This window comes from Pseudomonas fluorescens, assembly GCF_001307155.1.
Lineage (GTDB): Bacteria > Pseudomonadota > Gammaproteobacteria > Pseudomonadales > Pseudomonadaceae > Aquipseudomonas > Aquipseudomonas helvetica.
On the sequence record NZ_CP012830.1, the window covers coordinates 2,674,541 to 2,689,407 of the forward strand.

9 protein-coding genes and 1 pseudogene are annotated in these 14,867 nt (G+C 60.2%); 7 read left to right on the forward strand and 3 right to left on the reverse strand.

Annotation, left to right across the window (positions count from 1 at the left end; translation table 11 throughout):
* The first annotated feature begins 81 nt into the window (after positions 1–81).
* Positions 82–1,902: a translational GTPase TypA gene (gene typA, locus AO353_RS12180; protein WP_054595173.1), complete on the forward strand. Its 1,821-nt coding sequence runs from the start codon at positions 82–84 to the stop codon at positions 1,900–1,902.
* A gap of 119 nt (positions 1,903–2,021) precedes the next feature.
* On the opposite strand, the gene AO353_RS12185 is transcribed toward typA, so the two are convergent.
* On the reverse strand, positions 2,022–2,459 hold the full coding sequence (locus tag AO353_RS12185; RefSeq protein ID WP_019691319.1) for a YkgJ family cysteine cluster protein: 438 nt from the start codon (positions 2,457–2,459) through the stop codon (positions 2,022–2,024).
* 253 nt (positions 2,460–2,712) lie between these two features.
* On the opposite strand from AO353_RS12185, the gene AO353_RS12190 reads away from it, so the two are divergent.
* From AO353_RS12190 to AO353_RS12210, 5 genes are all read left to right on the forward strand, one after another.
* On the forward strand, positions 2,713–5,163 hold the full coding sequence (locus AO353_RS12190) for a glycogen/starch/alpha-glucan phosphorylase (protein WP_054595174.1): 2,451 nt from the start codon (positions 2,713–2,715) through the stop codon (positions 5,161–5,163).
* Between the two features lie 269 nt (positions 5,164–5,432).
* Positions 5,433–9,026, forward strand: coding sequence for a DUF2339 domain-containing protein (locus tag AO353_RS12195; protein ID WP_054595175.1), 3,594 nt, complete (start codon positions 5,433–5,435; stop codon positions 9,024–9,026).
* A complete protein-coding gene (locus AO353_RS12200; protein ID WP_054595176.1) occupies positions 9,023–10,387 on the forward strand; it encodes a DUF3999 domain-containing protein in 1,365 nt (454 codons plus the stop codon). The genes AO353_RS12195 and AO353_RS12200 overlap by 4 nt, the downstream gene beginning before the upstream one ends.
* A 299-nt stretch (positions 10,388–10,686) precedes the next feature.
* Positions 10,687–11,697: a class 1 fructose-bisphosphatase gene (locus tag AO353_RS12205; RefSeq protein WP_054595177.1), complete on the forward strand. Its 1,011-nt coding sequence runs from the start codon at positions 10,687–10,689 to the stop codon at positions 11,695–11,697.
* Positions 11,698–11,700: 3 nt separating this feature from the next.
* Positions 11,701–12,303 carry a DUF924 family protein gene (locus AO353_RS12210; RefSeq protein ID WP_054595178.1) on the forward strand — a complete coding sequence of 201 codons (603 nt, stop codon included), beginning with the start codon at positions 11,701–11,703 and terminating at the stop codon, positions 12,301–12,303.
* 129 nt (positions 12,304–12,432) lie between these two features.
* Here the strand turns inward: AO353_RS12210 and AO353_RS32090 are convergent, their stop codons facing one another.
* Positions 12,433–13,197 carry a methyl-accepting chemotaxis protein gene (locus AO353_RS32090; protein WP_371917725.1) on the reverse strand — a complete coding sequence of 255 codons (765 nt, stop codon included), beginning with the start codon at positions 13,195–13,197 and terminating at the stop codon, positions 12,433–12,435.
* 93 nt (positions 13,198–13,290) lie between these two features.
* Positions 13,291–14,325 (reverse strand): annotated as a pseudogene (locus AO353_RS32095) (cache domain-containing protein); the annotation flags it as partial.
* A gap of 281 nt (positions 14,326–14,606) precedes the next feature.
* On the opposite strand from AO353_RS32095, the gene AO353_RS12225 reads away from it, so the two are divergent.
* On the forward strand, positions 14,607–14,861 hold the full coding sequence (locus tag AO353_RS12225) for a hypothetical protein (protein ID WP_054595181.1): 255 nt from the start codon (positions 14,607–14,609) through the stop codon (positions 14,859–14,861).
* Positions 14,862–14,867 lie beyond the last annotated feature (6 nt).

Consider the following 14,867-nt stretch of genomic DNA (forward strand, 5'->3'; position numbering starts at 1 on the left):
CTGTAACGGCAAGGCCTGACTCTACTGTAAATCGCTGCCAAGACTTGTCAGCACACCGAATCCTCTGATCGAGATACACAAGTGATCGAAAATCTACGCAACATCGCCATCATTGCTCACGTTGACCATGGTAAGACCACCCTGGTAGACAAGCTCTTGCGTCAATCCGGCACCCTGGAGCGCAACGAGCTCAACGACGAGCGCGTGATGGACTCCAACGACCAGGAGAAAGAGCGCGGTATTACCATTCTGGCGAAAAACACCGCCATCAACTGGAACGGCTACCACATCAACATCGTGGACACCCCGGGCCACGCCGACTTCGGCGGCGAAGTTGAACGCGTAATGTCGATGGTTGACTCCGTTCTGCTGCTGGTTGACGCTCAAGACGGCCCTATGCCGCAAACCCGTTTCGTGACCAAGAAGGCCTTCGAAGCCGGCCTGCGTCCGATCGTGTGCATCAACAAGGTTGACCGTCCAGGCGCACGTCCGGACTGGGTTCTGGACCAGATCTTCGACCTGTTCGACAACCTGGGTGCTACCGAAGAACAGCTGGACTTCCAAGTCGTCTACGCTTCGGCCCTGAACGGTATTGCCGGTCTGGACCACACCGACATGGCTGAAGACATGACCCCGCTGTACCAGGCGATTGTTGACCACGTTCCAGCTCCAAAAGTTGACCGTGACGGTCCATTCCAGATGCAAATCTCGGCACTGGACTACAACAGCTTCCTGGGTGTTATCGGCGTTGGCCGTATCGCTCGTGGTCGCGTCAAGCCGAACACTCCGGTCGTGGCTATCGGCGCCGACGGCAAGAAGCGTAACGGTCGTATCCTGAAGCTGATGGGTCACCACGGTCTGCACCGTATCGACGTTGAAGAAGCTGCGGCAGGCGACATCGTGTGCATCAGCGGTATGGACTCGCTGTTCATCTCCGACACCCTGTGCCACCCGGACACTGTCGAGGCGATGAAGCCTCTGACCGTTGACGAGCCAACCGTTTCCATGACCTTCCAGGTAAACGACTCGCCTTTCTGCGGTAAAGAAGGCAAGTTCGTGACTTCCCGTAACATCAAGGAACGTCTGGACAAAGAGCTGCTGTACAACGTTGCACTGCGCGTTGAAGAAGGCGACTCGGCTGACAAGTTCAAGGTTTCCGGCCGTGGTGAGCTGCACCTCTCGGTACTGATCGAAACCATGCGTCGCGAAGGCTTCGAAATGGGCGTTGGTCGTCCGGAAGTGATCATCCGTCAGGTTGACGGCGTGAAGCAGGAACCGTTCGAAAACGTCACCATCGACACCCCTGAAGAATCCCAGGGCAAGGTCATGGAAGAGATGGGCCTGCGTAAAGGCGACCTGACCAACATGGTGCCGGATGGCAAAGGCCGTGTTCGTCTGGAATACAACATCCCTGCTCGCGGTCTGATCGGTTTCCGTAACCAGTTCCTGACCCTGACCAACGGTGCTGGCATCCTGACCTCGATCTTCGATCGCTACGACACCATGAAGTCCGGCGACATGTCCGGCCGTCAGAACGGTGTTCTGGTATCGGTAGAAACCGGCAAGGCGCTGACCTACTCCCTGGAAACCCTGCAGGCGCGTGGCAAGCTGTTCGTTGAACACGGTCAAGAGATCTACAACGGTCAGATCGTTGGTCTGAACAGCCGTGACAACGACATGGGCGTCAACCCAACCAAAGGCAAGAAGCTCGACAACATGCGTGCTTCGGGTAAAGACGAAACCATCGCCCTGGTTCCACCTGTTCGCTTCACCCTGGAACAGGCTCTGGAATTCATCCAGGACGATGAATTGTGCGAAGTGACTCCTAAGTCGATCCGCCTGCGTAAGAAGATCCTGGACGAAGGCGAGCGTACCCGCGCTGCCAAGAAAGCCAAGAACTGAGTTAACTCAGGCTGAATGAAAACGCCCCCGGTCGAAAGGCCGGGGGCGTTTTTGTTTGTCTGCCTGTAGCAGCTGTCGAGCCTGCGGGCTCGGCAGCTGCTACGAAATAGTGGCTTTGATCAGAACTTGTCGAGGGTCCGCGGATTGCTCTCGCGCACGACTTCTTTCGGCTTGTACGCGCAATACCCAGGCCGCGGACCGATTTTCGGGTGGTTGCGGCAAGTATCCGGGCGCTTTTCATAAATAGTGCACAAACGGCTCTTACGATCCAGATACAGGCAATCGTTGTTGCTCATGCGTTGGAGCGTGAAGATCTCGGACTTCTGGTTGTAGCGCTCGACAATCCCTTCCTTCTGCAAGCGCTTGGCGATGTTCTTGGGTGGATCGCCCAGTTCGAATTCGTCGACGATGCCGATGCGGATCAGGTCTTTGATCTTGACCTCGACCGGCAGCGTGCAGCAGCTGGACACGCACGAGCCGCACATCGGGGCGGAGTACTTGGCCCAGGTATCGAGACGGTCGATCTCCGCGGCGGCGATCAGGTTCGGCTTCATCATGTGGAATTACCAGCGTGCATCAGGGCGCGCGATCATACCGGGACTGGTGATTTTTTGAACGACCATTTGCCGGTTTTTTTATGGCTACACTGAATTTTTCGAGGGAACGGCATGGCATCTGCATCTTTTCAACGTGTATCGGCAAGGGGATAGGCTCGATTCAGGCGATTGAAAAAAACGCCGAACGAGTGCATTTATCTCATGTCAGACCGACTAGGCTCAGTCAATTTCATGCTCGTCCGAGGTCCTATCGATGACTCAAGAACCACTAGTTCGCGAAGCTGAAGTGGCCGCATTTCGCGACGCCGTCTTGACCAAACTTACCTATGCAGTGGGCAAGGATCCGGATCACGCCTTTGACCATGACTGGTTCGAAGCCATTGCCCTGGCGGCGCGTGATCACATGGTCGAGCACTGGATGGACCACACGCGGCAGATCTACCGCAAAGGCCAGAAGCGCGTTTACTACCTCTCGCTGGAATTCCTCATCGGCCGCCTGCTCTACGACAGCCTGAGCAACCTTGGCCTGCTCGACGTGGCTCGTGAAGCGCTGACCGAGCTGGGCGTCGACCTCGAACGCATTCGCCTGCTGGAGCCGGACGCCGCACTGGGTAACGGCGGCCTCGGCCGTCTGGCGGCGTGCTTCATGGAAAGCATGTCGACGCTCGGCATCGCCGGCCACGGCTACGGTATTCGTTATGAACACGGTTTGTTCCGCCAGGCGGTTGTCGATGGCTGGCAGCAGGAGCAAACCGAAAACTGGCTGGATTTCGGCAACCCCTGGGAATTCGAGCGGCCGGAAGTGGCTTACCCGATCGGCTTTGGTGGCAGCGTTGAAACCGTGACCGATGAGACCGGCAGGTCCAAGCAGGTCTGGACGCCGGCGGAAACCGTTCGAGCGATTGCATACGACACGCCAGTCGTCGGCTGGCGTGGCGCTAGCGTCAACACCTTGCGCCTCTGGCGTGCACGCGCCATGGAGGACTTGCACCTGGAGCGTTTCAACGCCGGCGACCACTTGGGTGCGGTGGCTGAAGTGGCCCGCGCGGAAAGTATCTCCCGCGTGCTCTATCCCGCCGACAGCACCGAGGCCGGTCAGGAGCTGCGGCTGCGTCAGGAGTACTTCTTCGTCGCCGCGTCCTTGCAGGATCTGCTGCGCCGTCACCGCAATATGCACACCTCGGTGCTGACCCTGGGCGATCATGCGGCGATCCAGCTCAATGACACGCACCCCTCGATCGCCGTGGCCGAATTGATGCGGCAACTGGTCGATGTGTACGACGTGGCGTGGGACGCGGCCTGGCAGATCACCGTCGATACGCTTTCCTACACCAACCACACGCTGTTGCCGGAAGCGCTGGAAACCTGGCCAGTCGGTTTGATGGAGCGGATGCTGCCACGGCACATGCAGATCATCTATTTGATCAACGCCCATCACATCGATTCGCTGCGCGCCAAAGGCATGCATGACTTTGACGTATTGCGCGCGGTGTCGCTGATCGAGGAAGACAACGGTCGCCGGGTGCGCATGGGCAACTTGGCGTTTCTGGGTTCCCACAGTGTCAACGGCGTGTCCGCCCTGCACACCCAGCTGATGCGCAGCACGGTGTTTTCCGAGCTGCACAAGCTGTATCCGGAGCGAATCAACAACAAGACCAACGGCATTACGTTCCGCCGCTGGCTCTATCAGGCCAACCCGGAACTGACCTCGATGATGGTCGATGCGCTGGGTCCGGATCTTTTGGATAACCCGGAACAGAAACTGATCGGCCTGGAGCCGTTTGCCGAGAAAGCGGCATTCCGCAACAAGTTCGCCGAGCAGCGCCTGCACAGTAAAAAAGCCTTGGCCTATCTGATTCATGAACGATTGGGGATCGCGGTCAATCCGGCGGCAATGTTCGACGTGCAGGTTAAACGGATTCACGAGTACAAGCGCCAGTTGCTCAACCTGATGCACACCGTGGCGCTGTATCAGGCGATCCGCGCCGAGCCGGAAGTCGATTGGGTGCCGCGGGTGAAGATCTTTGCCGGCAAAGCTGCCGCGAGTTATCACCAGGCCAAGCTGATCATCAAACTGACCAACGACATCGCCCGGGTGGTCAACAATGACCCGACCGTGCGCGGCTTGCTGAAAGTGGTGTTCTTGCCCAACTATAACGTCAGCCTGGCGGAAAGCATCATTCCGGCGGCCGACCTGTCGGAGCAGATATCCACGGCTGGCTTTGAGGCTTCCGGTACCAGCAACATGAAGTTTGGCCTCAATGGCGCGCTGACCATCGGCACCCTGGACGGTGCCAACGTGGAAATGAGCGAGCGCATTGGCGTCGAGCACATGTTCATCTTCGGACTGACCGCGCAGCAGGTTGAGGCGCGCAAGCAGAATCACGAGTTCTATGCCGCTCCGGACATCGCCGCCTCCCGTCGATTGGGGGATGTGCTGCAAGCGATTCGTGGCGGTGTGTTCTCGCCCGATGAGCCGTCGCGTTACACCGGGTTGATCGATTCGTTGATCGAATATGACCGCTTCCTGGTCTGCGCCGACTTCGATTCCTACTGGAATGCCCAGGTGCGGGTTGAAGAGCATTGGCACGACTCGAAGGAGTGGTGGCGCTCGGCGGTGCTCAACAGCGCGCGCATGGGCTGGTTCTCGTCCGACCGGACCATTCGCGAGTACGCCACGGATATCTGGAAAGCGCTGGAGTAACTTTTAGCCACCGTTTGATCGGATCGATATACTAAGCAACAGTTTTGCCGGATGTTTCAGTGTCTCTGTTGAGCCGGTGATGTTTGGCGAGCGCTGCGCGCTCGATCGCGGGCAAGCCTTGCTCCTACCCATCTTGTGTGGTGCCCAAATCGCGAGGCAACCACAAATTTCGTAGGAGCAAGGCTTGCCCGCGATGACATCAGCACCGGCACCACAGGGCACGAATCGTACGGACTCGCCCGGCAATGGGCCGCTTAGGGATATCGACCATGCAATGGATGTTCATGCTGATAGGGCTGGTGCTGGGCTGGGTGCTCGATGAGTCATTCAGCGATGCGCTGATTGGCGCGTTGATCGGCCTGGGTGCGGGGCAGGCGATTGTGCTCAGGCGCCTGAATTCACAAGCGGACGAACAGCGTCGCCAGCTGGAGCAGGCGCAGGTTGCCCTCGACGTGGTCGAGCAGCGGCTGGCGTTACTGGAAACCCGTGGCGTCCAGGCAGCTCCGGTCCCTGAGTCGACAACGGCCAGCGAGCCGATTATTTCTCCTGATATCGTCTTCGACCAAGCGCCCGAGCCTGGCCCGGCGCCGTTGTCTGCCGCGCAGGAACTGGTTTGGGAATTGCCGCCCGAATTCGAACCGGTACACGCGAGCATCACACCTGAGCCTGCCGATCTCTGGGCCCCGCAACCCAGCGAACCACCACAACCGGCCGAACCCCGTGGTCCGAATCTGATCGAGCGCGGTATTACCGCCGCACGCAATTGGCTGTTCGGTGGCAACACCGTACTGCGGGTCGGCGTGGTGCTGTTGTTCTTCGGTTTGGCGTTTTTGCTGCGCTACGCCACCGAAGGCATGGTGGTGCCAATTGAATTGCGTTACGCCGGGGTCGCTGCGGCCGCGTTGGCGTTGCTGGGCCTGGGTTGGTGGTTGCGACTGCGCAACACCAACTACGCGTTGATCCTGCAGGGGACCGGCATTGCCGTGCTGTACCTGACGGTGTTCGCCGCCATGCGCCTGCACCCGTTGCTCGACCCGACGGCGGCGTTGGGCTTGCTGGTGGCGGTGACGATCTTCTCGGCGATTCTGGCGATCACCCAGGACTCGCTCGCGCTGGCCTGTGCGGCGGCATTGGGCGGGTTCGCCGCGCCGATCCTGACCTCCACCGGCGCCGGCAACCATGTCGCGCTGTTCAGCTACTTCGCCTTGCTCAACACCGGCATCCTCGCCATCGCCTGGTTCAAGGCCTGGCGGCCGCTGAACCTGATTGGCTTCGCCGGCACCTTCGGCATTGGCTTTGCCTGGGGCGTGCGTTCCTATACGCCGGAACTGCTGTGGAGCACCGAGCCGTTCCTGATCCTGTTCTTCCTCATGTACCTGGCGATCGGCTTGTTGTTCACCCGCCGCAAACTGCTCGAGATGACTGACGCGCCGGAGGATGACAGCCGTGACGCGCTGTTGCGCTGGTCGGCGCGCAAGGGCGACTACGTCGACGGCACGATGCTCTTCGGTCCACCACTGGTGGGCTTTGGCATGCAGTTCGCGCTGATTCATCATTTTGAGTTCGCTGCCGCGTTCAGCGCGCTGGCGTTGGGCATCGTGTACATGGGCCTGGCGCGTTTTCTCAGCGGCGGTCGAGCCCTGCTGCTGGCGGAAACCTGCCTGGCGCTGGGGGTGATTTTCGCCAGCCTGGCGATCCCGCTGGGTCTCGATGCGCGCTGGACGGCGGCCGCCTGGGCGGTGGAGGGCGCGGGAATCTTCTGGCTTGGCTTGCGTCAGCATCGGCCGTTGGCGCGGGCTTTTGCCTTGCTGTTGCAGCTGGGTTCGGCGCTGGCGTTCCTCAGCAAACTGAGCCTGGGCGACAGCAGTCTGCTCGATGGTTCAGCGCTTGGTGCGCTGATGCTCGGCGTGGCGTTGCTGTTCAGTTTCTACCACTTGCGCAACGCTTCCCCTGAGCAAACCTCGGCCTGGGAACGCAAGGGCTTGCCGGTGTTGGCCTGTGCAGGACTGACGTTCCTTTATCTGTTGGCGCCGTTGTCCTTCTTCACCCACGGTACTGCGATCAGTTGGGCGCTGGCCGGTTTGGTGACGTTGTTTGTCGGCTTGCGCCTGCAATCGCGAACCTTCCTGTTTACGGCGTTTGGGGTGCAACTGCTGGGCGGTGTGTTGTTCCTGCTGCGGCTGCAAGGCGCCAGCGGTGAGGAGGCGGCGGTGTTCAGTGCTGGCTGGAGCGGTTTGCTCACCGCATCGTTGATTGGCCTGGCGTTGATCGGTGGAATGCTGTTCGCCGCTCGCGACGACATGGTGCGCAGTGACGCACGATTGCTGCGTGGGTTGTCGGTGGTGTTGCTGGCCGGGTTGGTGCTGATCAATCTGGCGGTGCTGTTCGTGTTGCCGTGGCAAACGGCGAGCGCGGTGTGGGCGGCCAGCGGTCTGTTGATCATCTGGCTGAGCCTGTACTTGCAGCAGCGGGTGAGTTTTGTCTTTGGCTTGTTGTTGCAGGTGATCGGCGGCGCGGCGTTCCTGATCGCGGGGCCCGAACTGCTCGGGCCGCTCGCCAGCGAAGGTCTGCGGCCACTGGGCCACAGCGGTTTCTGGACGCCGATGGTGCTCGGGCTGGCGGCGATGGTCGGTGCCTGGCGCTTGCAGCTTGGCAATCATGCCAGTGCGTTCGATGCCTTGAGTTTGCAGCGCTTGTCCGAGTTGCTGCTGGTGTGGGGCGCCGCCTGGTGGGCGCTGGCGCTGATCAGCGAAGTGCTGCGGTTTGCACCGCTGAACCTGCAAGCCACGCTGTTGCTGGGCCTCGCAGCGCTGAGCGTCGCAGTGTGGACGTTGTTGTCCCGACGACTGCAATGGCCGGCACTGGGCGTGCTCTGCACGTTGCTGATTCCAGCGGCGGCGCTGGTATTGGTCGCGGCCTGGTATTCGCGTTATCACCCTGCAGCGAATTTCGGCTGGCTGGCGTGGGCGATGGTGTTCGGGATGCATTTCATCTCGCTGCGGCGCTTGGCGCCGATGCTCCCCGCGCGAGTATTGAGCGCTGCTCACGTGGTGGGTTGCTGGCTGTTGATCGGCGTGTTGGCGCTGGAGCTGCGTTACGGCTTGCTGGTGTTGTCCGAGCAATACAACGCTTGGCGCTGGCTGGGTTGGGCGATCTTGCCGAGCCTGTATCTGGTGCTGATGGCCGCACCGCGCGCCTGGCCGTGGCCGGTGTCGGCGTATGCCCGCGAGTACCGCGTGTACGCCGCGCTACCGCTGGCGCTGTTGATGCTCGGCTGGTTCTGGCTGGCGAACATTGCCAGCGACGGCACCGCCGAACCGTTGCCTTATCTGCCGTTGCTCAACCCGTTGGACATCGGCCTGCTGTTTGCCTTGTTCGGCGTTTATATGTGGTCGCGCAGTGCGGTCAGCCAATTGGCGATTCGTGCCGATTACGCCGAGGGTGCCACGCAAGTGGTGGCCGGAGTCTCGCTGTTTGCCTTCTTCACCGCGCTGGTGATGCGCAGCGCTCACCATTGGGCTGGCGTGCCGTATGAGTTGGATGCGTTGCTGGAGTCGATGTTGGTGCAGGCGGGCTTGTCGATCGTCTGGACCCTGATTGCCCTGAGCCTGATGATCGGCGGGCATTTGCGCCATCGTCGGGAAGTCTGGCTGGTCGGCGCGGCGTTGATTGCGCTGGTGGTCGCCAAACTGGTCTTTGTCGAACTGAGTAACCGCGGCGGTCTGGCGCGGATCGTGTCGTTTATCGGCGTGGGCGTGTTGCTGCTGGTAGTGGGCTATTTCGCACCGCTGCCACCCAAACGCGCCGAACCAACGCCCGGGCCTGAGAAACCGGCCAATGAATCTGAAGGAGTGTCGTCTTGAATCGGAAGTGGTCGCTGGGCGTTGTTGGACTCTGTGTGGCGTTGTCGGCCACGGCTCAGGAAGCACCGGCAGACTTCACCACGCAGGTGCCGTTGAGCCTGAGCGGCGAAGGGCCGTGGTATCGCCTCGAGTTGCCGCTGGCGGTGCAATTGAATGCGCGCCAGACCGATCTCAGCGACGTGCGGGTATTCAACGCAGCCGGTGAAGTGCAGGCCTATTCGCTGGCGCGGGAACAGGCGCAGAGTCGCGAAAGTCTGGTGGTGAATAACGTCAAGTGGTTCCCGATTTACGACTCGGCCTCTGCTAGCGAGGCGGTGCCAAGTGTGCGCGTGCAGTCGAATGCCAGCGGCACGCTGGTGGAGGTCCAGCCATCGAATCCGCTCAAGGCTGGCAAAGAAGTACTGCGCGGCTGGTTACTGGACGCCAGCGCGATCAAGGCGCCGTTGCAGCAGTTGATCCTCGACTGGAGCAGCGAGCGCGACGGCTTCCAGCGTTTCAGCATCGAAGCCAGTGATGATTTGCAGCATTGGCAGCCGTGGGGCGAAGGTCAGGTAGCGCGGCTGTCGTTTGCCGACGAACGCGTCGAACAGCATGACGTCGATTTGCCGGGGCAGAGCGCGCGTTATCTGCGCTTGCTGTGGAAAACCCCGCAAGCGGCGCCCGCGCTGACCTCGGCGCAACTGCAAAGCACCAGTTCCAGCTACCTGCCGCAGCCGTTGGTCTGGTCCGAGCCGTTGGCCGGCAGCAGCGCCAGGGCCGGCGAATACACCTGGCAATTGCCGATGGGTTTGAGCGTGGAGCGCTTGCAGGTCGAGTTGAGCCAGGCCAACAGCCTGGCGCCGGTGACCCTGTCGGGACGTCGCGAAAGCAGTTTGCCGTGGCAGCCCTTGAGCAGCGGTTTGCTCTATCGGCTGACGCAAAATGGCCAGGACGTGGTGCAGAACCAATTGCAGCTGCCTGGCCATGTGGTGCAGCAGTTGAAACTGACCGTCGATGAGCGCGGCGGCGGCTTGGGCGCACAGGCTCCGACAGTGCGCTATGCCGTGCGCTCGACCCAAGTGGTGTTCCTCGCTCGCGGGGTGGGGCCGTACACACTGGCGCTGGGTAGCGCGACGGTTAAAGCGGCGAGTTTGCCGCTGTCGACGCTGATTCCCGATTACAGTCCCAAGCGTCTGGCAACGTTGGGCCAGGCCAAGGTCGATGGTGCGGCGGTGGTGACTTCGCCGGCTGCGGCAGTGGCGCCGATTGTCTTGGGCATGAACTGGAAGAAGATCGGCTTGTGGGCGGTGCTCTTGCTAGGGGTAGCGGGGTTGGCGGGGATGGCGTTCAGTTTGCTGCGCAAACCACCTGTCAAATCCTGAGGCTGGCGCAGTTTTCTCTTTTGTGGCGAGGGAGCTTGCTCCCGCCGGCCGGTCCGCGTTAGGGCGTAGCAGTCGTAAACCTACGGATGCGATCTATTTGAAGCACCGCGCCGTATGGTTTTGGGGCCGCTTCGCGCCCCAGCGGGAGCAAGCTCCCTCGCCACAGTTATGTGCATTTGCAGCTACGCTCAACCTCGCGCATGAACTCTATTCAGTGAATCTCGTCTGATAAGAGGAATTGCGCACCGACTCGCGTTAAACTGCGCGGGTTTTTAGCCCCCATTCCTTCGGAGCCTTCCATGTCCCGCGTTACCTTGAGTCGCTATCTGATTGAGCAGACCCGTAGCAACAACACTCCTGCCGATCTGCGCTTTCTGATCGAAGTAGTGGCGCGTGCTTGCAAGGAAATCAGCCACGCCGTTTCCAAAGGCGCCCTGGGCGGCGTTCTGGGCAGCATGGGCACTGAAAACGTGCAAGGCGAAGTCCAGAAGAAACTCGACGTAATCTCCAACGAAATCCTGCTCGAAGCCAACGAATGGGGCGGTCACCTGGCCGGCATGGCGTCCGAAGAAATGGACAACGCCTACCAGATCCCGGGCAAATACCCGAAAGGCGCGTACCTGCTGGTATTCGACCCACTGGACGGTTCGTCGAACATCGATATCAACGCGCCGGTCGGTACGATCTTCTCGGTGCTGCGTTGCCCGAACGAATACCTGAGCCAGAACGAACCCTTGAACGAAAAGGCGTTCCTGCAGCCAGGCACCCAACAGGTAGCCGCCGGTTATGCCATCTACGGCCCGCAAACCATGCTGGTGCTGACCCTCGGTGATGGCGTGAAAGGCTTTACCCTGGACCGTGAAATGGGCAGTTTCGTACTGACCCATGAAGACATCAAGATCCCGTCCTCCACTCAGGAATTCGCGATCAACATGTCCAACCAGCGTCACTGGGAAGCGCCGGTACAACGCTACGTCGGCGAACTGCTGGCTGGCGAAGAAGGCCCGCTGAAAAAGAACTACAACATGCGCTGGGTCGCCGCGATGGTGGCCGACGTGCACCGCATCCTGACCCGTGGTGGCCTGTTCATGTACCCACGTGACAGCCGCGAGCCCTCCAAACCGGGCAAACTGCGCTTGATGTACGAAGCCAACCCGATGTCGTTCCTGGTTGAACAGGCCGGCGGCGCGTCCACTAACGGTCACCAGCGTATTCTCGACATCCAGCCTGAAGGCCTGCACCAGCGTGTAGCGGTGTTCCTGGGCTCGAAAGAAGAAGTCGAACGCGCCACGGCTTACCACAAGGAATAAACCATGACCGCGCCCTGGCAGCCGTTGCTCGAATGGTGGTTCGGTTCAGCCGACGATCCCAACGAAGTGGCGGCGCAGAAGGGCAAGTTATGGTTCGGTAAGCGTGACAGCCAGGACCTCGAAGCGCGCAGGCGTTTCGGGGATCTGGTGGAACAGGCACTGGCCGGCGGATTGACCGAGTGGACGCAATGTCCCGAAGGTTGGCTGGCCCTGGTGTTATTGCTTGATCAGTTACCGCGGATGATCTTTCGCGAAACCCCCAAATCCTTTGCCGGCGACTTGAGAGCCCAGGCTCTGGTAGCGCAAGGCATTGCCGCAGATCTCGATCGGCAACTGCGGCCTATCCAGCGGGTGTTCATCTACCTGGTGTTCGAGCATTGCGAGCACCTGGCGGTGCAAAACGAAGCCATCTCTCGCTTTGCCGACTTGCTGGCTGAGCAACCCGAGGCGGATCGTGCGGTGTTTGCCGATAACCTCGATTACGCTGAACGGCATCAGAAAATCATCGCTCGGTTTGGACGTTTTCCCCATCGCAACAAGATTCTTGGGCGTGAGAGTACGCCGGAAGAGTTGGCGTTTTTGAGTGGGCCGGGGTCGCGGTTCTAGATTTTCTGTGTTGCTCAAACCGCTATCGCGAGCAAGCTTTGCTCCTACGGAGTTTCGATTGTTCACGATGTGTGAATCACCGCGATCCTGTAGGCGCAAGGCTTGCCCGCGATGGGGCCCGAGAGAGTACTAAATCCTGAAACTACCCACCAACTGCTTCAACCGCGCCGCTTGCTGCTCAAGATCGGCACAGGCGCGCAAGGTCGATTGCAGGTTTTCCACGCCTTCCTGGTTCAGGGTGTTGATCTCGGTGATGTCGACGTTGATCGATTCGACCACGGCGGTTTGCTCTTCGGTGGCGGTGGCCACCGACTGGTTCATACCGTCGATTTCGCCGATGCGCTGGGTCACGCTGCCCAGGCGCTCACCGGCCTGGTTGGCGATGCCGACGCTGCTTTCGCTCTGGCGCTGACTGTCGGTCATGATGGCGACCGCCTCACGGGCGCCGACTTGCAGCTCTTCAATCATCTTTTGCACTTGCTGCGCCGAGTCCTGAGTGCGATGCGCGAGGTTGCGCACTTCGTCGGCAACCACGGCGAAACCACGTCCGGCCTCACCCGCGCGCGCCGCTTCGATCGCGGCGTTGAGAGCCAGCAGGTTGGTTTGCTGGGAGATGCTGGTGATGACTTCGAGAATCTGCCCGATATTCACCGTGTTGCTGTTCAGCGTTTCGATGTTGCCGCACGAGTCGCTGATTTTGGCCGACAGTTGCTGCATCGCCGCGATGGTCTTATCCACCACTTGCTGACCGTCTTCAGCCAGGCTCCGGGCGTCGCTGGAATGTTGCGAGGCGAGGGCGGCGTTCTGGGCGATTTCCTGGGCGGCGGCGCCAAGCTGGTTGATCGCCGCGGCCACGCTGCTGGTGCGCGAGGCTTGCTGGTCGGAATTGAACATCGACGAGTTGGACGCGCTGACTACACGCAGGGCGACTTCGTTGACCTGGCCGGTGGCCGATGACACTTCGCGGATCGAGGTGTGAATACGCTCGACGAAGCGGTTGAACGAAGTGCCCAGCGCCCCGAATTCGTCCTGGCCATGAATGGTCAGGCGCTTGGTCAGGTCGCCTTCACCCTCGGCGATGTCATGCATGGCACGGCCCATGGTCAGCAATGGCTGCATCAGGACGCGGATCAGCATACTGAGCAGCGTGATGATGATCACCACGGCAATCACCATGGCGATGATTGCCGAGGTGCGGAACTCACTGAGCATCGAGAATGCGGTGTCCTGGTCGAGCACCAGGGCCACGTACCAGTCAGCCGACGGCACGCCGTTGACGTGGGTGAACGAGATGAACTGGGTCTTGCCGTCCACCTCGACTTCCTTCATGCCGGGGCTGACCTTCGGCGCACCCGCGGGATAAGCCTCGGTGAGGCTTTTGAGCACCAGTTTGCTGTCCGGGTGAATGAGGATCTTGCCCTCGCTGCTGACGATGAATGCGTGGCCGTGGCCGCCGAAGTTCAGCGAGTTGATGATGGTGCTGATGCTGCTCAGGTCGATGTCCGCACCGGCCACGCCGATCATCTGGTTCTGATGCTGTACCGGAGTCGCAACGGTGATCACCAGCTTGCCTGAGGACGCAGCGATGTAGGGTTCGGTGACGATGGTCTGCTGTGCACTGTTGGCGGCTTTGTACCAGCCACGGGCACGAGGGTCGTAGTCCGCCGCGCGATTACCGGCCGGCACCGAGAACATCACGCCGTCGGCACCGCCGAAGTAGCTCAACTGAAAGTTGCTGGTGTACGCCGGCAGGCCGACCACGCGTTTCAGGTTGTCCAGCGCCGGACCGTCGACGGCCACTTGCTGGGCCAGCGATTGCAGCAACTGGATGCGGCTTTCCAGCCAGGTCTGGATGTTGCTGGTGGTCAGGCTACCGAGTTCCTGCATCGAGGACTCGGTGCTGTTGCGCAGGGTTTGGCGCTGACGGTAGTCGTTGAACAGAATGAAACAGGCGAACGCTACCGCGACCACAAGGGCAGCGGCGAGCAGGATCTTGTGGCTGAACTTCATGTTTCTGGTCATTAAAGGCGCTACCGCGGGAGGACTGATCAACGAGGAGCGTCAAATTGCCACAGGGCAGGCTTGGCGCTGCTTCTATGTCGACAGGGAAGCGCCAAAGATTAGGCGGGTTTGACGAAAACCGACGAAATACCGATCAGCGCAAAAAAATGCCTGATTTTGGTGCGAAATGTCGATTTTACCCTTCAAGAAATACCCGGTACGGGTGGGAACCAGAAGGGGGTTTTCTCTTCTAAGCTTCTGGTTGGCAGCCATGCCTCCCCCTCTTTACCAGGAGTTACACCATGTCGCTGCGATCTATCGCCTTGTTGTCGTTTTGCGTGCTGTTGGCTGCGTGCAGCAAGATCAACCAGGAAAACTATTCGAAACTCTCGACGGGCATGCCCAAGGCCGAGGTCGAAGCCTTGTTGGGTAAACCTGCCGATTGTTCAGGCGCGTTGGGCATGTCCAGCTGTACCTGGGGCGACAAGAACAGCTTTATCAGCGTGCAGTACGCCGGTGACAAAGTGCTGATGTTTTCCGGGCAAGGCCTGAAGTAAACCGGG